This window comes from Trinickia sp., assembly GCF_051954495.1.
Taxonomy (GTDB): Bacteria; Pseudomonadota; Gammaproteobacteria; order Burkholderiales; family Burkholderiaceae; genus Trinickia.
Window position 1 is genome coordinate 26,590 of sequence record NZ_JBQCHR010000034.1, and the last position, 18,720, is coordinate 45,309.

13 protein-coding genes are annotated in these 18,720 nt (G+C 64.7%); 9 read left to right on the forward strand and 4 right to left on the reverse strand.

Going from position 1 to position 18,720, the window contains the following annotated elements:
• Positions 1 to 8 precede the first annotated feature (8 nt).
• The gene (locus ACTHNR_RS05480; RefSeq protein ID WP_440546529.1) at positions 9 to 2,477 is read right to left on the reverse strand and encodes a two-partner secretion domain-containing protein; all 2,469 of its coding nucleotides are present in this window, start codon (positions 2,475 to 2,477) and stop codon (positions 9 to 11) included.
• A gap of 255 nt (positions 2,478 to 2,732) precedes the next feature.
• Here ACTHNR_RS05480 and ACTHNR_RS05485 point away from each other — a divergent pair, with 255 nt between their 5' ends.
• From ACTHNR_RS05485 to ACTHNR_RS05525, 9 genes are all read left to right on the forward strand, one after another.
• The gene (locus ACTHNR_RS05485; protein WP_440546530.1) at positions 2,733 to 3,653 is read left to right on the forward strand and encodes a bifunctional helix-turn-helix transcriptional regulator/GNAT family N-acetyltransferase; all 921 of its coding nucleotides are present in this window, start codon (positions 2,733 to 2,735) and stop codon (positions 3,651 to 3,653) included.
• A 173-nt stretch (positions 3,654 to 3,826) separates the two neighbouring features.
• The gene (locus tag ACTHNR_RS05490; protein WP_440546532.1) at positions 3,827 to 3,985 is read left to right on the forward strand and encodes a hypothetical protein; all 159 of its coding nucleotides are present in this window, start codon (positions 3,827 to 3,829) and stop codon (positions 3,983 to 3,985) included.
• A 97-nt stretch (positions 3,986 to 4,082) separates the two neighbouring features.
• Complete coding sequence (locus ACTHNR_RS05495) at positions 4,083 to 4,793, forward strand: glycine zipper 2TM domain-containing protein (protein WP_440546533.1); 711 nt, start codon at positions 4,083 to 4,085, stop codon at positions 4,791 to 4,793.
• A 106-nt stretch (positions 4,794 to 4,899) separates the two neighbouring features.
• Positions 4,900 to 5,214 (forward strand): DUF4148 domain-containing protein, encoded by a 315-nt coding sequence (locus ACTHNR_RS05500; protein WP_440546534.1) that lies wholly within the window; start codon positions 4,900 to 4,902, stop codon positions 5,212 to 5,214.
• A gap of 43 nt (positions 5,215 to 5,257) precedes the next feature.
• Positions 5,258 to 5,947 carry a response regulator transcription factor gene (locus tag ACTHNR_RS05505; protein WP_440546535.1) on the forward strand — a complete coding sequence of 230 codons (690 nt, stop codon included), beginning with the start codon at positions 5,258 to 5,260 and terminating at the stop codon, positions 5,945 to 5,947.
• On the forward strand, positions 5,931 to 7,235 hold the full coding sequence (locus tag ACTHNR_RS05510) for a sensor histidine kinase (RefSeq protein ID WP_440546537.1): 1,305 nt from the start codon (positions 5,931 to 5,933) through the stop codon (positions 7,233 to 7,235). The genes ACTHNR_RS05505 and ACTHNR_RS05510 overlap by 17 nt, the downstream gene beginning before the upstream one ends.
• A 101-nt stretch (positions 7,236 to 7,336) precedes the next feature.
• Positions 7,337 to 8,722, forward strand: a complete 1,386-nt coding sequence (locus ACTHNR_RS05515; protein ID WP_440546538.1) for a TolC family protein — start codon at positions 7,337 to 7,339, stop codon at positions 8,720 to 8,722.
• The gene (locus ACTHNR_RS05520) at positions 8,719 to 9,798 is read left to right on the forward strand and encodes an efflux RND transporter periplasmic adaptor subunit (protein ID WP_440546539.1); all 1,080 of its coding nucleotides are present in this window, start codon (positions 8,719 to 8,721) and stop codon (positions 9,796 to 9,798) included. Before ACTHNR_RS05515 ends, ACTHNR_RS05520 begins: the two co-directional genes overlap by 4 nt.
• Positions 9,799 to 9,856: 58 nt before the next feature.
• Complete coding sequence (locus tag ACTHNR_RS05525; protein ID WP_440546540.1) at positions 9,857 to 12,991, forward strand: efflux RND transporter permease subunit; 3,135 nt, start codon at positions 9,857 to 9,859, stop codon at positions 12,989 to 12,991.
• Here ACTHNR_RS05525 and ACTHNR_RS05530 read toward each other — a convergent pair.
• The 3 genes from ACTHNR_RS05530 to ACTHNR_RS05540 form a co-directional block, all read right to left on the reverse strand.
• Positions 12,951 to 13,604: a glutathione S-transferase family protein gene (locus ACTHNR_RS05530; RefSeq protein ID WP_440546541.1), complete on the reverse strand. Its 654-nt coding sequence runs from the start codon at positions 13,602 to 13,604 to the stop codon at positions 12,951 to 12,953. The two genes, ACTHNR_RS05525 and ACTHNR_RS05530, sit on opposite strands and share 41 nt — an antisense overlap.
• Before the next feature lie 235 nt (positions 13,605 to 13,839).
• Positions 13,840 to 17,220: a hypothetical protein gene (locus tag ACTHNR_RS05535; protein ID WP_440546542.1), complete on the reverse strand. Its 3,381-nt coding sequence runs from the start codon at positions 17,218 to 17,220 to the stop codon at positions 13,840 to 13,842.
• Between the two features lie 85 nt (positions 17,221 to 17,305).
• Positions 17,306 to 18,445 carry a cupin-like domain-containing protein gene (locus tag ACTHNR_RS05540; protein WP_440546543.1) on the reverse strand — a complete coding sequence of 380 codons (1,140 nt, stop codon included), beginning with the start codon at positions 18,443 to 18,445 and terminating at the stop codon, positions 17,306 to 17,308.
• Positions 18,446 to 18,720 lie beyond the last annotated feature (275 nt).

The window sequence follows — 18,720 nt, forward strand, 5'->3', positions numbered from 1 at the left end:
TCCCCCTACTATTGCTGCTGCCACTGCAATACCGGATGCGTGGCCCCCGCCGGCATCGCCCACACGCCACCCGGCCCGAAATCGTAGCCCGCGAAGGAAGACGTCTGCTGCATCTGTGCGCTCGTCAAACCGTTCGCGGCCGGCACCGGCTTACCGGAGTAGACCCCGGACGTCGCGCCCGTCGTATCCTTGTTCCAATACACGTCGCTGCCGATCGTGCCGCTGTTGATCGATGCAATGCCCGCGGGCGGGATGCCGTTATTGTTGGTGATCGGGCCCGTCGCGAACGATTGCGTGATCGTGCCGAGATTATTCCAAACGAGGCCCCCCGAACCCGACGTGCAACCGGGGCCCGGACAATACTCGAACGCGGCGGTCGTCGCCCCTGTCGAATACGATTGCGTGATCAAACCGCCGTTGCCGCCCACGAGCCCGGCCGCCCCGCCCGCATAAGCTTCGGCCGTCACCGCTCCTGTCGCGAACGACTGCGCGATGGTGCCGTCGTTCTCGCCGGCAAGGCCGCCCATCGTCCCCGCCGAATCGATGCCGGCGCTGCTCGACGAGCGCAACAACGTGCCGACGTTCGAGCCGACGAGGCCTCCCGATACAGTCAGGAACGAGGCCAGATCACCGGATTGCGCGACATTCCCCGCCGAGCTGCCATGCACGATCGTCCCGTTGTTGACGCCGGCCAGCAGACCGATGGCGAAATAGCCGCCCGCGCCCACCGATCCACCGCTCACATCGATGTTGCGCACGACGCCTTGCGTGCCGATCACGCCGAATAGGCCCTGCGCCAGCCTTGTCTCGTTCGGATCGACGGGGCCGCCTTGCACCATTTGAACGAGGTCCAACGCGCTGATCTGGTGCCCGAAGCCGTCGAACTGCCCAGTGAACGGATGGTTGTAGTCGCCGATCGGGACGTACGACCCGTCGGACGTCGCGCTTGCATCGATATCTTTGCCGAGCGCATAGTTGGCCGTCGGGTCGGCCGCGACGTTCTTCAAATCGGCCAAGGTGTTCACGAGCCGATAGCCGGTGATCTGCGTGACGAGGCCGCTGTAAGGCGAGGCCGCCCATGCCGGATTGGCGAGCATCGTGCCCGGCGTGTAGCTGCCATTCATGTCGTAGAGCGCCGTGGCGATGCCCGTGCTCTTGGACCAATCGACGATGCCGCCATTGGTCACGCTGCCGCCGTTGTCGATCGACGAGGCATCCGCACGGAGCATCAAATTGCCGGCGCCCCTGTTCGCGATCTTCGCCCCTTCTTCGATCGTCAGCGAATGATAGGCGCCTAGCGTAAGCGACGCCGCACCGCTCCACGCTATCGAGGACATGACGTCGATGTCGCCGATCCCGCCTTGCGCGCCGCTCGCCTGCGCGTTGATGGACGTGCCCGCATCGAGACTTCGGCCGAGCGTGGCGGCCGCCGCGTCGTCCACCGTAAAGTCGGGCGTCGTGATGTTCCATTGTCCCGCCTTGACGAGCGGCTTGATGCCGTCCGCGCCAAGTTCGAGCATCGCGGCGTTCGTATCGACCACGCCGCCGCTGCCGTCCGCGTTGTGCGATTCAATGGTGCCGCCCAACGCGACCGAGCCCGTATCGGCCACGAGCCAGACATGGCCGTCACGCTTGGCCGTACCGGTTGCGCGAATCGTCGTGTGGTCGCCGGCCAAGGCGAAGATGTTGCCGTCCGCGGCCTGCAAGCTCACCTGCGCCGCGTCGATGGGCCCGGCGTTTTCGATATCGCCGCCGCTGCCCGATTGCACGAACACCTGTCTTCCCGTCGACGAATCCTGCAGCAGAACGCTCTGCCCCACGGCCAGCTCCGCCGTGCCATGCGGCGCCACGATGCGCCCCGCGTTGACCACGCTGTTGCGCGCGATGAGCATCACGTCGCCGCCCGTCGATCCGATCGTGCCGAGATTGACGATGCTTGCGTTCGAATTGCCCTTGAATGTCAGCGGGTGGCCTTTCATGAAGCCGCAGTAGCAGGTGTCGAGCGTCGAGGCGACGAACCGCCCGCCTGTGCTGACGACGCCGCTCGGGCCGATCAGAATGCCTTGCGGATTGATGAGGTACACGCTGCCGGTGGCCGACAACGTGCCGTAGATCGCCGACGGATCGCCGCCCGTCACGCGGTTCAACGTTGCGCCGTTGCCGTTCGCGAACGTGACGCGGTTACCGCTGCCGATCGAAAAGTGGGACCAGTCGATCACGCCACGGCTTGTCGTTTGATCGATCGTCAGCGAGGTGGCGTTGCCGTTGATCGAGCCCGAACCGGCGATGAAATGGCCGCCGCTGGGCAAGGGGCCGGCGGCATGGGCCGGGGCTTGGACGCCGGCTGCGCCCAGCAGTGCCACGGCGATCGGCACGAGGCCGGCGAGCGGTCTGCGGCGCACCGCCCGCCCGGGCCAGCCGGTTTGGGTCCAACGCCGATTGCGAGCACTCCCCTCAGTTGCTTGTCCGATATGCATGGCCGTCTCCGTTGCCCTCGATGGATCGATGATTGGAATCACGCTTAGGACCGCCCCGGTGCTCGTCAAGGCAGTTCGATCAGAACGATAGCGGGCGCAACCGGCATCCTTGCTGGGGAATGTCAGCGTAATCGGCCAACAATTCGGGGTTTTCGGTCCAGGCCCGATCCATCGGGCGAAAGGTAGGATGGGATTGACTTATTTGCTTTTGGCAACTAATAATATTCCTAGAGCAACTATTGGAGACCTCCCCTCATGACCAACGTCGCCCTCGACGAACGTGCCGAAGCCGTTCGCCGTTTCAACCGCTTCTATACGCGGCAGATCGGCGTGTTGCACGAACATCTGCTCGACAGCGAGTTCTCGCTGACGGAGGTGCGAATCCTCTATGAACTCGCCCATCGGCCGGCGTTGACCGCTTCGGATCTATGCCGCGAACTGGGTCTGAACGCCGGATACGTCAGCCGCGTCATTGCCGGATTCGAGAAACAGGGCTTGCTCGTCAAGACGCGCTCGGCCGCCGATGCGCGCGTGGCGCAGCTCGAATTAACGGAACTCGGCCGCGCCACGTTCCAGCCCTTGAACGACGCCTCGCGACGCGAGGTCGGCGCCATGCTCGAGCAGTTGAGCGAGCCTGCGCAGCATCAGTTGGTCGACGCCATGGCGCAGATCGAAGCGTTGCTGGGCGAGCGTGAACCGAGCTATGTCCTGCGCGATCCTCGGCCGGGTGAGATGGGCTGGATCGTGCATCGTCAGTCGGTGCTCTACGCGCAGGAATACGGGTGGAATGCGGAGTACGAAGCCCTCGTCGCCGAGATCGTCGCTAAGTTCATCCGCGAGTTCGACCCGAAGTGGGAACGCTGCTGGATCGCGGAAAAAGACGGCAAGGTCGTTGGGTCGGTGTTCATCGTGCGTCAGGACGAATCCACCGCGAAACTGCGCTTGCTCTATGTCGAACCGAGCGCGCGCGGTCTGGGGATCGGGCGTCGTCTCGTCGACGAGTGCCTGCGCTTCGCTAAATCGGCCGGCTATGAACGCATCGTCCTATGGACCAACAGCGTCCTGGCCGATGCGCGCAAGATCTACGAGAAAGCTGGCTTTGAACTGATGGAAGAGGCGCCTCATCACAGCTTCGGAAAGGACTTGATCGGGCAAGTTTGGGGGCGGGGTCTCTGACCGGCGGGGTGCGCGCCAACCGTTGTTATTGTGCGACGCCAGATCGGCAATCGGGCGACCAAGCGGGGCTTTTTGGGAAAAATTTGTGCAGCGCACTAGATTTTTCCTAGGGAAAACCCTAGAATTCATTCTTAAGGGATAACCCCTAGACGCATTCACCCCCTGGAGTCGCCATGAGCTTCGTTTTCGCCCTCATTCAAAAGATCAGCGATCTCTTCGCTTCGCCGCATCTGCCGCTCGATGCCGACTACTCGTTCGCCGCGCGTCACCGCGAAGCCGAGCGCGTGCGCATCGCGCAATCGACGGTGTTCGGCATCCGTCTCGTGGACTAAGCGCCGAAGCAACAACTGCTTACAGATGTCACCATTGCGTGGTCCACCGCCACGCACCATCCGGCGTTTTTGCAGACATCCTTCCACGGAGTCTGTCATGAACGCCAACATGCCCTCGAATTCGCAAAGCAGCCGCATCCATCCTTTGATCGCCGCTGCCGCGGTCGCGGTCATCCTCGTCAGCGGGACGGGCATCGCCGCCATCGCAGGCTGGCTGCCCACTTCGCGCGCCGTCTCGGCCCCGCCTGAGCAAAGCGCCTCGGCCGTCATGCAAAGCGCTCAAACAGCCAGCGCGCCGGTAACGAGCGCCCCTGCGTACAACACGCCGCGCACGACGGTGGGCGAAGCCGCCGCCGAGGCGCGTCGCCATCATCACGTCGTGAAGGTCGCGCCTACCTCGGCGTACGGCGAGGGCAGCGGCGGCTATCAAAACGCCGGAACGTACGGTTCGCCGGCGCCTCGCGCCGCCGCGTACGACCCGAATGCGGGTGAAGTGGTTTCGATCAACGCAGTGCAAACCCCCGAACCGACGACCGGCATCGGCGCCGTAGGCGGCGCGATCGCGGGCGGACTGCTCGGCACGCAGATCGGCAACGGTCGCGGCCGTACGCTCGCGACGATCGCGGGCGCGGTAGGCGGCGGCCTTGCCGGCAACGGCATCGAACATGAAGTGCGCAAGGCCACGTCTTATCAAGTGCAAGTGCGCATGCAAGACGGCAGCTATCGCAACTTCAGCTATTCGACCCAGCCGCCCTTCCAACCTGGCCAACATGTGCGCGTAGCCGGCGATTCGCTGGCCGCGGCCTAACCGCGCGAGTGCACTTAACCGCGTCTTAAGCTTGATCGACGAGACTTCAATCGGAGGCCGCGGGCAATGACTGTCCGCGGTAACACCACGAAAGGAGGTACCGATCATGAAATTCTCGATCCGAACACTGGCAATCGCCTTGGCGCTCGCCCCGGCCGCGGCCTTTGCCCAGACTTCCGCGCAGCCGGTTACGCACGCGCAGCTCATGGACCAGCTGACGCAGCTGCGAAACGACGGCTATGTGCCGAGCAATATCCACTATCCTTCCGATATTCAGGCAGCCGAAGCGCGCGTGAACGCGTCGCGCGGCGGGGGCGCCATGTCGAACGCAGGCATGGGCGGCTCCGCTGGCGAAACGGTGCAATCGGGCTCGCGCATGACATCGAACGCCCACTGGCGCTCGATGTACGGCGGCCACTAACGCTCGCCGCCACGGCCCCGCGGCGCCGTCGACACGACTTCTCATGAAAGTGCTCATCGTCGAAGACGACGCCGCGATTGCGGCCAACCTCTACGATTACCTGCAAGCGCTCGGCTACGAAACCGATCTCGCAACCAACGGGACATCCGGGCTGCGTTTCGCGCTCGCCGACACATGGGATGCGATTTTGCTCGATCTTTCGCTACCCGGCATGGACGGCCTCGCCTTATGCCGGCAATTGCGCGAGCATGCGCACCGAGACACGCCGGTGCTCATGCTGACCGCACGCGAAACCCTCGAGGACAAGCTGAAAGGTTTCGATCATGGCGCTGACGACTATCTCGTCAAACCGTTTTCGTTGAAGGAAGTCGGCGCCCGCCTCGAAGCATTGATCAAGCGTTATCGCGGGCGCGTCGTGACGCGGGACATCCAATTCGCCGATGTCACGCTCGACCCGGCCACGCTCGTCGTCGAACGCGCCGGACGCGCCCTGCATCTACCGCCCAAGTGCCTGCAGTTGCTGCGAATCATGATGCAATCGCCCAGCCGCGTCTTCGGCCGCGCCGAACTCGAAGCCGAAATATGGGGCGATGCGCTGCCCGACAGCGATTCGCTGCGCTCCCACATCTATACGCTGCGCCGAACCTTGACCGCGAACGGCGAGGCCGATCTCATCGAAACGGTGCACGGCATCGGGTATCGGCTCGTCGCTCCTCATGCGCGCCCATCGTAGTCTTCGCTTCAAGGTCGCGGTCGTTTTCTCGCTGCTGACGATCGCGCTGCTCGTCGCCCAGGCGCTGGGCGTGCGCGCGCTCGCGGAGGCGCAAGAGGAGCGGCTTATTTCTGCGCTGATCGACGACGACGTGGCGAGCGTCGTGAAGGCTTACCGGTCCGATCCAGTGCTCGTGCCTGCATTCGATGCGAACATGAGAGGCTACGTCTCGGCCGCCGATCGCGTGCCCGTCGCACTGCCCGCCTCGGTCGCCGCGCTGCCCGACGGCGTTCACGAAATCATCTTGGACGGCCGCGAAATCCATATCGCCGCCGTTCCGTTCGGTGCGGCGCGCCTTTATCGCGTCTACAACTTCAGCGCGTACGAGCGGCGCTTCAAGAATGTCGTCGATGCCTTGATGGCCGTGACCGGTTTATTCGCAGTCCTGACGATTTGGCTGGCGTTCGCGCTGTCGGGGCTGCTCGTGCGGCAGGTGGCCGGTTTCGCCAAGCAGGTGAAGGCGCTTGGATCAGAACCTTCCGCGCCGATTCAGACCGGAAAATACGATGAGACCGAGATCGTCGCACTGGTGGAAGCGTTCAACGACTATCACCGCCGCATGGCCGACATGATCGAGCGCGAGAAGGAATTTACGGGCAACGTGAGCCACGAATTGCGCACGCCGCTGACGGCGATCAAGACCAGTTGCGAGCTCATCGAACAAGATCCGGCGATCGGCGAAAAATCACGCGTGCGCCTGGCACAGATCGATCGCGCCGCCGATACCATGCGCGATCTGGTCAATGCGTTGCTGACACTCGCCAGGGAACGGAACGCGCGAGACACCACGGCGGTGCCCCTTCCCGCCGCGATTGCCGGCGCCTTGACGCCATTTACGGAGCGCCTCGCGGCGAAGGGCATCGATGCGGTCGTGGACATCGAGCCCGATCTTTGCGTAACCGCCAACCCAGCGGCGCTGACCATCGTGCTTTCCAATCTGATCGACAATGCCGAGCGTCATACGGCGGGCGGTCATCTGCGCTTCACCTATATCGACGGGTGGCTTCAGATCGAAGACACCGGCAGCGGCATCGCCCCCGACGCGGCGCCGCACGTGTTCGACCGGTTTTATCAAGCGAGTCCTAATCGCCTGCCGACCTACGGTGTCGGAATCGGGCTGTCGATCGTGAAAAAAATCGCCGACCGCTACGGCTGGCGGATCACCCTCGACAGCGAACCGTCGCGCGGCACCTGTGTGTCGTTGTCGCTCCCGCGCACCGATCCGGGCCGGGCCGCGCGGAACAGTTGAGCTCTTGACGAAAACTTCACAAGCGGTTCGATAGCATCGACACTCGGGGCGGCTCGCATCGAGCGGCCCATCGACGAATGAATGCCGATATGCGCCGTTTGATGTCGCTGCTTCTAGCCGTTCTGGCCGGCTGTACGACCTACCACCCGCAGCCGATCGCGCCGGAGGACTTGGCGCGTCGATTCGAGCAGCGCTCGCTGGCGAGCGAGAAACTGCATCGCTACGTTGCGCAGACGCTAGGTCACGACGTTTCCTCATGGCCGCCGGCGACGTGGGATCGCCCGCTTCTCACGTTGGCAGCGTGGTATTACAACCCCACGCTGCGTCTGGCGCGTGCGCACGCGGATACAGTTCACGCAGGAATCGGCGTGGCTTCGGCGGTCCCGAACCCCACGCTTTCGCTTCCATTCGAGTACTCGAGCCCCAACCCGGGCCCCGGGTTGCCGTTCACTACGGGCCCTGCGCTGGACATCCCGATCGAAACGGCCGGCAAACGCGGCTATCGTGTCGATCAAGCCACCCATGCGGCGCAAGCTGCCAAGTTCGACCTCGATACGCAAGCGTGGAAGACGGGCGCGCGGGTGCGTGATGCGCTCATATCGCTATACGGCGCTCAAATGCGAGAGGAAGCCTCGGCGCGCCGCGCTTCCGACGATGCGAACATCGTCGCGATGCTGAAAAAGCGGCGGATGGCGGGTGCAATCTCGAGCGCGGATGTGCAAGCCGCCGACCTCGCTATGCAGCAAGCGCAGCAGGATCGCACATCGGCCAGCGCCGCGAAAAGCGACGCGCGGGCTCAGCTTGCCGCGGCGATCGGCGTACCGCCCTCCGCCATGGACGGCATTCGCATCGATTGGTCGTCGCTGGCGAGCGCGCCGCCCGCCCCGCCCGAGCTCGACGCTCAGCGCGACGCGATCTTTCATCGAACGGATCTGCTTGCATCCCTGGCCGATTACGCGGCCTGCGAATCGGCGCTGCAACTGGAAATGGCCAAGCAATATCCCGACATCCATCTCGGTCCTGGGTACACCTACGACACGGGGACGCGGCGCTTCGCATTCGGGCTGGCCGGCATCACGCTGCCGATCTTCGACCAGAATCAAGGCGGCATACGCGAAGCCGAACGCAAGCGCAAAGAGGCCGCCGTCCGAACCGAGGCCATCCAAGACCAGATCCTCGGCGATCTCGATCACGCGCTGGCTCACTATCGAGCGACGCTCGACGCGCTGCATCTAGCGGACGGCCAAAGGCGGACGGCGCGCAAACAACTCGAGGATCAGGCCGCCGCGTTCTCGGCCGGCGACATCGACCGCCTGGCCTATACCCGCGCGATGGCCGATGACGAAACGATCGAACTCGCGCATATGGATGCGCTCGCCGCCGTTCAGCAATCGGCCGCGGCCGTCGAAGATGCCATGCAGCGCCCGCTCGACCGAGGCGCGAGCGCGATATATGGGCAGTCGCACCGGCAGGAAGAAGAACAATGAAAACTCGTTTCATACTGATTTCGGCGGCATCGCTCGCGATCGCGGCAGCCGGCGGCTGGTACGCTGCGCGAACCGTGACGCAGCCTTCCGTTTCGGCCTCGTCAACCGCCGCACAGCCTGCATCACCCGCGACGCCCGCGCAACCCGTGCAGACCGTCGGCGGCGAGACCGTAGTCGTGGTCGCACCGGATGCACAGCGCGCGAGTGGTATGACGGTCGCTCCGCTTGCCGTTGCGACCGTGCAACCTCGGCGCGATGCCTACGTCACCGTGATCGACCCGCAGCCTCTGTTCGACCTTCGCGTTCGGCTAGCCGGCGCGCGCGCCGATATCGCCGCGCTCTCGGCACAGGCGCGCAATTCGAGCGCACAGTATCAGCGCAGCCTCGGTCTCTATCGTGACGATAGAAACGTCTCGTTGAAAGCGTTGCAAGATGCACGTGCGGCCATGGAAGCGGACGACGCGAAAGTGCAAGCGGCCCAAGCCACGCTGAACGGACTGACGGCGACCGCCCGCGCGCAATTCGGCGAAGCACTCGCGTCGGCCGCGCTCGCGCCCGAGTCGGCGCTGCTCGCTCGTCTGCAAGCAGGCCGCGGGGCGATCCTGCGCGTCGTGATGCCGACGACCCAAGGCGCCGTCATTCCCGACCATATCGCCGTGCGATCCTCCGACCAAGAATCGATCGACGCCGACAAGCTCTCCCCTTCACCCGCCGCCGATCCTGCCGTGCCAGGCGTCCCCTGGTTCTATACGACGCTCCGCGCGCTACCCATCGGCACACGTACTAGCGCCACCGTGCCGACGTCGCCGCGCCGCTCCGCCGCCTTGCTCGTTCCGGCAAACGCCGTCGTTTGGTACGGCGGTCAAACATGGGCCTATGTCCGAGTTGCGCCCGATCGGTTCGCGCGCCGCGCCGTCGTGTCGACCGAGGAGAGCGATGCGGGGTTCGCCGTCACTTCCGGCTTCCGCGAAGGCGACTCGGTCGTCACGCACGGTGCGCAGTTGCTGCTGTCGGAGGAATTGAAACCCCAGGGGATCGCTACGGCCTGCAAGGACCCGCCCGAATGCGACGACTGAACGCCACGCAGAGAGAACGCGCGCCGCGCCCCCCGTCCATCCGCGACCTGGTCCATCCATGCTCGAAACCCTTATCCGATTCTCCCTGCGCTTTCGCGGCGTCGTCTTTGCGTTGGCGGTCGTCGCGGCCGGTTACGGCGTCTATTCGACGACGCGGGCAGACCTCGACGTGTTTCCGGAATTCGCGCCGCCGATGAGCATCGTGCAAGCGGCGGCGCCGGGCCTGACGAGCGAGCAAGTCGAGACGCTCGTCACACAGCCGGTCGAGGACGCGCTCGCCGGCTTGGCCGGCCTTCGATCGATCCGGTCCCGGTCGATGCAGGGCCTATCCTCGATCACGGTGGTGTTCGACGACCACGCGAACGTGCTGCAAGCAAGGCAACTGGTGGCCGAGCGTCTCACCGCGCTCGCCGCCACGCTGCCTGCCGGCGTCGATCCGCCCACGCTTCTGCCGCTCACGACGACCACGAGCGTCGTGCGCACCATCGGCCTCACATCGAAGACGCTCTCGCCCACCGCGCTCTACGATGTGGCGCAGTGGACGCTTCGGCCGCACATGCTCAGCGTGCCCGGCGTGGCCGATGCGATCGTCTTCGGCGGCGCGGCGCGACAGTTGCAAATCGAAGTCGATCCGCAAGCCCTGATTCGCTACGGGCTCTCGCTGCAAGACGTCATCGCGGCGGCGCGCCAAGCGAGCGGCGTGCGCGGCGCCGGTTTCATCGAAAGCCAAAACCAGCGCATCGCCATCCATGTCGACGGACAAATCTCCGATCCGAAGACGCTGGGCGACGTCGTGCTGCGATGGAGCAACAGCGCGGCGGTGCATCTATCCGACGTGGCGAAGGTCGAATGGGGCGAAGCCACGCAGGTCGGGTCCTCCACGATCATGGGCAAGCCCGGCGTCATGCTCGTCATGGAAAATCAATATGGCACGAACACAATGTCGGTGACCCGAGGCATCGAGACCCGGCTCGCGTCGCTAAAGCCCGAGCTCGCGCGGCAAGGCGTCGAACTCGAACCGAACGTATTTCGTCCCGCGAACTTCATCGCGACCGCCATCGACCATCTGCGCACGGCGCTGCTTGTCGGCGCGCTGCTCGTGATCGCTGTGCTGTTCTTGTTTTTGCTCAATGCGAGGACCGCGCTGATTTCCGCCGTCGCCATCCCCTTGTCGCTACTGACCGCCATCGTCGTTCTGACCTCGCTCGGCGCGAGTCTGAACACAATGACGCTGGGCGGCTTGGCGATCGCACTCGGCGAGGTGGTCGACGATGCGATCATCGACGTGGAGAACATCTATCGCCGCCTACGCGAAAACCTGCTCCGCCACGCGCCGTTGCCCCCGGCTCGCGTCGTGCTGAAGGCGTCGCTCGAAGTGCGCAGCGCGGTCGTGTTCGCGACATTCGTCGTCGCGCTGATCTTCTTGCCGGTACTGACGCTGTCCGGGGTGGCCGGGCGACTGTTCGCGCCGCTGGGCGTGGCCTACATCCTGGCTGTGCTGGCGTCGCTCGCCGTGGCGCTTATCGTCACGCCAGCCATGTCGCTCGCGCTGCTGTCGCGCGGTGAACTGCCCGCCCACGAACCACGAACGATCGTCGGTCTCAAGTCACGCTATGCCCGCCTCCTATCGGCGGTCGAGCGTCACAGACGGCGCGCGATCATCGTGGTCGCGCTTGCTTGCGTCGCGGCGCTGGCCACGCTGCCGTTCATGAACGGCAACTTCATTCCGCAATTGCGAGAAGGACACTACATCGTGCACATGGGCCTCGCGCCCGGCACGTCATTGGCCGAATCGATCGACATCGGCACGCGCGTATCCAACGCACTCATGCATGTACCGGGCGTGCGGTTGGTGGCGCAACGCGCCGGCCGGGCCAACGACGTCGTCGATCCGACAGGCGTGCAGTTGTCGGAATTCGAAGTCGACCTCGCGCCGATGAGCCCCGACCGGCAAGATGCGGCGATCAACGCAATGCACAAGGCGCTTGCGCGCTTTCCAGGTCTCACGACGTCGATCAATACCTTTTTGGTGGAACGGATCGATGAAACGCTGTCCGGCGTCACCGCCCCCGTCGTCGTCAACGTGTTCGGCAACGACCTCGACCTCATCGATCGCAAAGCCCAACAAATCGCGCGCATCCTTGCCACGATTCATGGCGTAGCGGGCGTGAACGTGGAATCTCCGCCCGGCATTCCCGAACTGTCCGTCAGGCTCAAGCCCGTCGCGCTGAGCCGGTCGGGCTTGCGCCCCGTCGATGTGCTCGATACGATTCAAGCGGCGTTCGACGGCGTAACCGTCGCGCAGGTGCATGAGGGCACGCGTTCCTACGACGTCTCGGTGCAACTCGCGCCGAATGCACGAAGCAAGCTGAGCGACGTGGCCGCGTTATCGATCAGGGCGCCCGATGGATTGGCGGTCCCGCTCGACACGCTAGCAACGATTCGGCAAACCGCCGGACGCTATCAAATCACGCATGACGGCGGCCAGCGTGTCCAGACGGTGGCCGTCACGCTAGGCAGCCGCGCCGTCTCCGACTTCGTGAAGGAGGCGCAAGCGAGAGTGAACCGCGAAGTGGCGATGCCGGCCGGCGTCTACGCGGTGTTCGGCGGCGAAAGCGAAGCGCGCCGCCAATCTCAGCGAGATCTGTTGGCGTATGGCGCGATCGCCGTGATCGGGATCGTCCTGCTCCTTTCGCTGGCCTTGCGAAACCGGCGCGCCGTCACGCTCGTCATGCTCAATTTGCCGTTCGCTCTGGTGGGCGGCGTAATCGGCGTCGTGGCTACGGGCGGCGACTTGACGCTCGGCAGCATGGTCGGATTCGTGACGCTGTTCGGCATCTCGCTGCGCAATTCGATCATGCTCGTGAGCCACTACGACCATCTTGTGCGGGTCGACGGCTTGCACTGGAATGCGGAGACGATGCTGCGCGGCGCGTCGGAGCGGCTCGTACCGATCCTCATGACCGCGCTGGTGACAGCGCTCGCGCTGCTGCCGCTCGCGCTCACGAGCGGCGCGGCCGGCAACGAGATCGAAGGGCCGATGGCCATCGTGATTCTCGGCGGCCTCGTGACGTCGACCACGTTGAATCTGATCGTCTTGCCGACCCTCGCCCTAGGCTTCCTGCGCTTCGAACGCGACGACGATGACGAGATCAATCCCGATCAGGCGCACCCAGCGGGAACAAATGCCTGAAAGGACGCGCCTCTTCGACGGCGCGCGCGAAAGACGGCCGGGCCAGCAACCGCTGACGATAGGCGCGCACGCGTTTCAATGAAGGATCGATTGGATGCGCCCAGTCGGCGTAGAAAAGCGACGGCCCCGCCGCGCAATCCGCGAGACTGAAAGCCTCGTCGCCGGCCCATTCTCGGTCCTGCATTCTTTGATCGAGCCAACGATACGCCCGATCCAGCATTTCCCTCGCCTCTTGCACACCGTACGGGTCACGCGAGGTTTCCGGCCGTAGGCTATCGCCGACGATCTTCTGCGTGGGCGTCATGACGTAGTTGTCGAAGAAGCGGTCCATCATGCGAACGTCGAGCGCGGCCGACGGCTCGGCCGGAATCATCGGCGAAGCCCCGCGGTGATGAACATCGAGGTATTCGATGATGACGGTCGACTCCAGCACCGTGCGCCCGGCATCGACCAGCACGGGAAAGCGCCTAAGCGGCCAGAGCGCCGCGAATTCGGCTCCGGTTTGGGGATTCTCGGGCGAGAGCATCGCGAACTCGAACGGCGCCCCGTGCTCGTAAAACGCGATGAGGACCTTTTGGCAATAGGCGGAAAACGGATGGGCATACAGCTTCATGTCGGCTCGACTCCATGTTTTGAGAGGCCCGCGGGCACGGGCAGTCGCAGCTCAAGCGCATCAACCTGACATTTTACTTTCATTGAAAGTAGGTCGCGCTTGCGCCATGCGCACTTCCACGACGTTCCGGCGCATCGAAAATCGACATCCACCTCAAGAATGTGGCGTCACGCTGTAAAGCGTACGCTTAACGGGTGTATCTTCCGATGGCGCAACGCGAGCGCACAGCCCCTGTCTACTGCCGCGGCCAAACGCGATCGATCGCATCGATCTGCGCGGGCTTGTTGATCATCGACACCAGTTCGCGTTCGCCCGTAGCGCTTTGATCGAGCGTGGCCCGTACGCCGAAATTCAACCCCGGGCTGCTCTGCCGCCCCACGCGCTCGTACACCTTGAATTCCACGGGCAACCACGAATCGGGGCGCGCGAGCACTTCCGCGTAATCGTGCTCCCAGCGCGCGACGTCTTCCTCGCTGCCGCCGTTCATGCGCACGGCGGCAGCGCGATCGGCATAGGCGTCGAGCTGTTTCGCGGCATGCTCGCGTAAACGGAAGCGATAAAACAATATTTGGTTGTCCTTATGATCGCGCTTCGCTTCGGCCAAATGCGTTTCGATCCGTGCGCGGCCACGCGCCAGCACCGCTTCGCGCTGCGCATCGGTCGGCATGACCGGGTGGTCGGGATCGAGCCCGAACATGAGCGCCCATCGCTCGTCGTTGCGAATTGCATGGGCATAGTCGTCGAAATGCGCGAATTCCGTGTCCGCGTACGAGACGCGATGCACGATGCGCCCTTCCTCGCGCACGAGCGACATCTTGGCGACATGCTGGCGATCGCGCACGCGATAGCGCACCATCGGAAAATCGCTCGACAGGATACCGAAGTTGACCACGTCCTTCGTCGAATTGGGCGAATTGCCAAGGCTCGTCGACAACCCCGCGCTGGCGACATGCCGTCCGCCACGGCCGCTTCGGTGGCTCTCCACGGCCGTCGTCCCGCCGGCATCCTTGCTGTCGCCGATATTTTGAGTCGCATAGTCGTACGCATAGCCGAACTGTGGTCCGATGCGCGCCGACATCTCGCCCACCGACGCTTTCACGCTGACGCCGCCCGATATGTTCACACCGTGGCGTCGTTCGCGTTGATGCTGTTCGTTCCATACGACGGAAAAGTCGTCGTTGCCGAGAAACGTTTGCGCAAGCGCTTGCCAGGCCGCTTCGCCGTCAGCCAGATCGCGGTCGCGCGCGTGATCGAAGACGAAGGCGTTGACCGCGAACATGCCGCGTTGCAGCCGTACGTCGTCGAAGCCGCTTCCGTCGGCCTTCATGCGCCGCGCGACGATCAGCGAGAAGGCGTTGCGGTTCAATCGATCGGTTTGGTAGGCAACGACGTTCACCGTCACGCCGGCCCGCACGATCAGATAATCGCCGCCCACCTGTAGGCCCGCGCCCGCATCGAACGCGAGGCGGTCTTGCGAGCCTGCCGAAAAATAAAAGCATGCGGTGCGCCGTCCGTATTCCGCGAAGGCCTGGCGGCCGCCGCGCACGCGCAGGTTCAACCGTGGAGACAGCACGATACCGCCCGCGTGCAGGAGTTTGCCAAGGTTCGCGGACAGCCCCGCCGTACTGAAGCCCACTTGCCCACCGTCGACCAGTACGAGCTTGCCGCCCGACTTCATCGTATCGGCAAGCTCGTCGAGCGCCTCCTTGATGCCTTGCGCGGACAAATCGTTCGGCTCGATCGCCTTGGCGCGCGCGATGCGCGTGATCGTTTTCCAATCCGCCTCCGCAGCCGCCTTCGCCGCGGGAAAATGCTTCGCCATGGCGTCGAGCTTGTCGATGTCGAGCGTCGCGCTTCTGCCGGCCAGGCGCGTGCGCAGCGGCTTCCAGGCGTTTTTTCCGTCCGACTGGGGAGCCGCCCGCAAGGTGGCCGCGTATCGTCTCAGTTCCCACCAGGCCGCGTGCTCCGCGAGCGGCGCCGATGCCGGCGGAACCGGCAACCGCGCGAATGCGCGCCTAACGTGCTCGGCAATCGCTTCGTAGTCCTCATCGTTCAGCGTGTCGCCGTAGGCATGGCTTGCGCGGCTCGTCCATCGGGCGATTTCCGCTCGCTCGACAAGCACCGATACCGCATCGCCGCCCGTCAGCGTCATACGCGCGACGATCGCCGCCAGGGAGCGCGTGGCGTCCAGCGTCGAACCGTCCGCGCCGCTATGCGCCGCCAACGCTTCTAGCGCGTTGTCCGTCGACGCGCGCAATGCAGCGCGCTCCTTTTCCACGATGTCGAGGTGGGCGCTGCGGATGCCTTTCTCCATGACAGCAAAGGCCGTCTTGCGTTTCCCCACCACGCGCGGCAAGGCCGTCTTCCAGCGTGAAGCGGATGCGCGCGGGATCGACGTGTCGATCGTCTTGAACAAACGCGACTTCACTTTCGCGAACGCGGTACCCGGTCCATCCGTCATGAAGTTGTGCCGTCCGGCGAATACGGCGCCGGTTTCGACCGGGCTGAGCGAAGCCATGTCGCCGCTTTGCCACAGCTTGGCCGCCGCCAGCGCCATCGTTCCGACATGCCGTTCGGTTGCATCGGCCGCGGGATCGTTGCACCACTGGCGCGCGAGCCGCAGTACGTCGGAGGGCCTCGCTTCGGCCCGCCCTGTACACGCGATTGCGTCACCGGCGCGAAGCAGGACGCGCGGCGCGTGGCGCACGCCTTCGCCCTGCGGCCACCCTTGCCCGGCCACGCGCCGCAACGCCTCGTAGCCGTTCGTGGTCTGCGCCATCCATTGCGCCGTTCGCCAAGCGGCGCGTTCGACGGCCTGCGCACGTACCTCGGCGGGATCGCTTGGTTGAGGTGCCGACGATGAAGCGGAAGCGTCCGGCGTACCGAGCGCGTTTAAATCGAGCCCCCGCTCGAGCCGGTCGAGCACCTGATGTGCCAACCGCATGTCGCCCCCGGTCGCCAACGCGAGCGCCTCCGCGCCGGTCAGCGCTTCCGTGTAGGCCATCTCGCCTCGTTGCGCGGTAGGCGCCGGCGGCGGCGCGGCGAAGACATTGGCGATGCGCATGCCCAATGCGCGGACGATGCAGGTCTGGGCAGGATTGGCGGTCGCGTTCCGGCTGCCGTCGGGGAACTGACGGATCACCTCCGCTAGATACGCGTCTTCGTGCGACAGCGCGGACCTGGCTCGTGCGTGCGCGGCGTCCGCGGTGGCCGTCGTCGAGGTCGAGGCAAAGGCTTCGACTACACGCCGCATGTCGGCATCGGACCGGCTCGAGGAGGTGGCCGCGCTTTGAACTGTGTCGAGCCTGCGAGGCGCCGCCGTTAGCGCGGGCGGCGTCGGCCCCATTTGCTCGATTTTCGAATTCGGCGTGGTAAACGTCTTGCCGAAACGACGTCCGCTGTAGACGAAGCTGTTCACCTCGAAGTCGTGGGCGCCGAGGTCGCGCAATTTATCGGGCAATCGTTTGAGCCCTTCGCCGAAATGCGCCGGTATCGGGCGGGAAGGTGCGCTCTGTGCTTGCTGGGCGTGCGGATCGCTCCGCCGTTGCCCGACCGGCTGTAACTCAAAACGCTCTTCCGGCAACGGCGTGCCGTCCGCTTGCGTCGTCCTGACCATGGCGTTCGCTCTCCGAGCGGTTGACGTCCATGCAATGTCAAGGGCGAATGTGACCCCCCGAAGCGGGTAGCGAAGCGTTGTAAGCCTATGCGAAAAAGTACGCGGCGAGTTCGTCGACGAGAAAACGACTGACTGAAAGAACGTGGTCGAGCGCCCAGACGCAGTGGTACCAGCCGGTGGGCACGATCAGCAAGTCGCCGGGGCCGACGACGACGTCGACATAGCGTGCTTTCGCAAATTCAGGAAAACGCGCAAAGTCGGGCCGGCCCGCATCGACACAGCAGGGTTGATAAAAATTGAACGACGGCATGGCGTAGAGCCGGTCGTGCTCGGTCGGCGAGAATAGCCGCACCCGCTTTCGCCCGTGGACTTGCGCGAGGAACGAGGTCGTGACGTCGCAATGCAAGCGCGTCACGAGCGCATCGTCGCGGCGTGCGCCCGCCCAGATCTGCGCGGAGCTGAACGCCGCCAGCTTGAAATACGGAAACGGGAAGAGCGGCTCGAGCATCGGCGGCAGCAAGCACCCATGCGTATACGGCGCCGACGATTCGCCGCCGGATACGGCAGTCGACGCGCAGGCGGCCTGCAGGGACGCGATGAAGCCGCGCATCGACACGACACGCCCGTCGTCGCCGCCCGCGAGCTGCGCATCGCCATAGCGAGACGCGAATTCGTCGAGTGACCAACCGCACGCGGGCCAATCCAGAGCGCTTCGAACCACCAGCGGCCGGCTGGCGAGAACAGCGTCGAGCACGGTACGGGCATCGACATTCGCCCCGGAGAGCTCAGGCACCCGCGGCAACCGTTCGGGCGCATGCGCTCTGGCGCGAGCAAGTCGAGCCATCGCCCCTTCCGATGGACGCTTGAGCAGTTGCAGCAGATGCTGCGCCGCTTGCGTATCGCCGGTCATGGCGATCAGGCCGTCGAACTGCCGGCTCCGTGCATCGAAGGTCGTCGGCGATGCGAGTATCGCCTCCAGCGTCTCGTGCGTCACCGTGATGACGGCGTCCGCGGCCGCTCCTGCATCGGCACTCGCCTGCGCTTCGACACTCGCCCCGAGCCAGACCATGCGCGCGTGCTCGCCTAGTGAATCTTTCACTACCACGAGAATCCGCGCGGCTTGCGCGCGCGGCGAATAATACTGCGCCGCCCGCGCCGCAAGCCGGTCGAGCGCACAGGAAATCTCGTCGATGCAATCGCGCGCCGCGATCGCTGCCACGTTCATGCGTGCCTCCCGCGCCCCACTTGTCTTGCCGTTCGAGGACGGCCCTTGGACGACACGTTAACCCGCGCCGCCTTCGGCAACGCACGCGACGCGAAGACACGTCGCTCGGCGCGAACGCTTATCAAGCGTGGCCGGCCATCCGGCGACGCCGCGCCGAAATAAAAGACGCCGCGCCCCGTCGAAGGGAACGAGGGGCGCGGCAAGACCGCCTGCATGCTGGGCCGAACGGGCATGTGCGGCGCAGGCGGGACACGGCTCTAACGCTCCGCGTCTCG

Bases quoted from the DNA above. Each gene is read 5' to 3' on its own strand.
- ACTHNR_RS05480 (WP_440546529.1), bottom strand. From the start codon at position 2,477: ATGCATATCGGACAAGCAACTGAGGGGAGTGCTCGCAATCGGCGTTGG.
- ACTHNR_RS05485 (WP_440546530.1), top strand. From the start codon at position 2,733: ATGACCAACGTCGCCCTCGACGAACGTGCCGAAGCCGTTCGCCGTTTC.
- ACTHNR_RS05490 (WP_440546532.1), top strand. From the start codon at position 3,827: ATGAGCTTCGTTTTCGCCCTCATTCAAAAGATCAGCGATCTCTTCGCT.
- ACTHNR_RS05495 (WP_440546533.1), top strand. From the start codon at position 4,083: ATGAACGCCAACATGCCCTCGAATTCGCAAAGCAGCCGCATCCATCCT.
- ACTHNR_RS05500 (WP_440546534.1), top strand. From the start codon at position 4,900: ATGAAATTCTCGATCCGAACACTGGCAATCGCCTTGGCGCTCGCCCCG.
- ACTHNR_RS05505 (WP_440546535.1), top strand. From the start codon at position 5,258: ATGAAAGTGCTCATCGTCGAAGACGACGCCGCGATTGCGGCCAACCTC.
- ACTHNR_RS05510 (WP_440546537.1), top strand. From the start codon at position 5,931: ATGCGCGCCCATCGTAGTCTTCGCTTCAAGGTCGCGGTCGTTTTCTCG.
- ACTHNR_RS05515 (WP_440546538.1), top strand. From the start codon at position 7,337: ATGTCGCTGCTTCTAGCCGTTCTGGCCGGCTGTACGACCTACCACCCG.
- ACTHNR_RS05520 (WP_440546539.1), top strand. From the start codon at position 8,719: ATGAAAACTCGTTTCATACTGATTTCGGCGGCATCGCTCGCGATCGCG.
- ACTHNR_RS05525 (WP_440546540.1), top strand. From the start codon at position 9,857: ATGCTCGAAACCCTTATCCGATTCTCCCTGCGCTTTCGCGGCGTCGTC.
- ACTHNR_RS05530 (WP_440546541.1), bottom strand. From the start codon at position 13,604: ATGAAGCTGTATGCCCATCCGTTTTCCGCCTATTGCCAAAAGGTCCTC.
- ACTHNR_RS05535 (WP_440546542.1), bottom strand. From the start codon at position 17,220: ATGGTCAGGACGACGCAAGCGGACGGCACGCCGTTGCCGGAAGAGCGT.
- ACTHNR_RS05540 (WP_440546543.1), bottom strand. From the start codon at position 18,445: ATGAACGTGGCAGCGATCGCGGCGCGCGATTGCATCGACGAGATTTCC.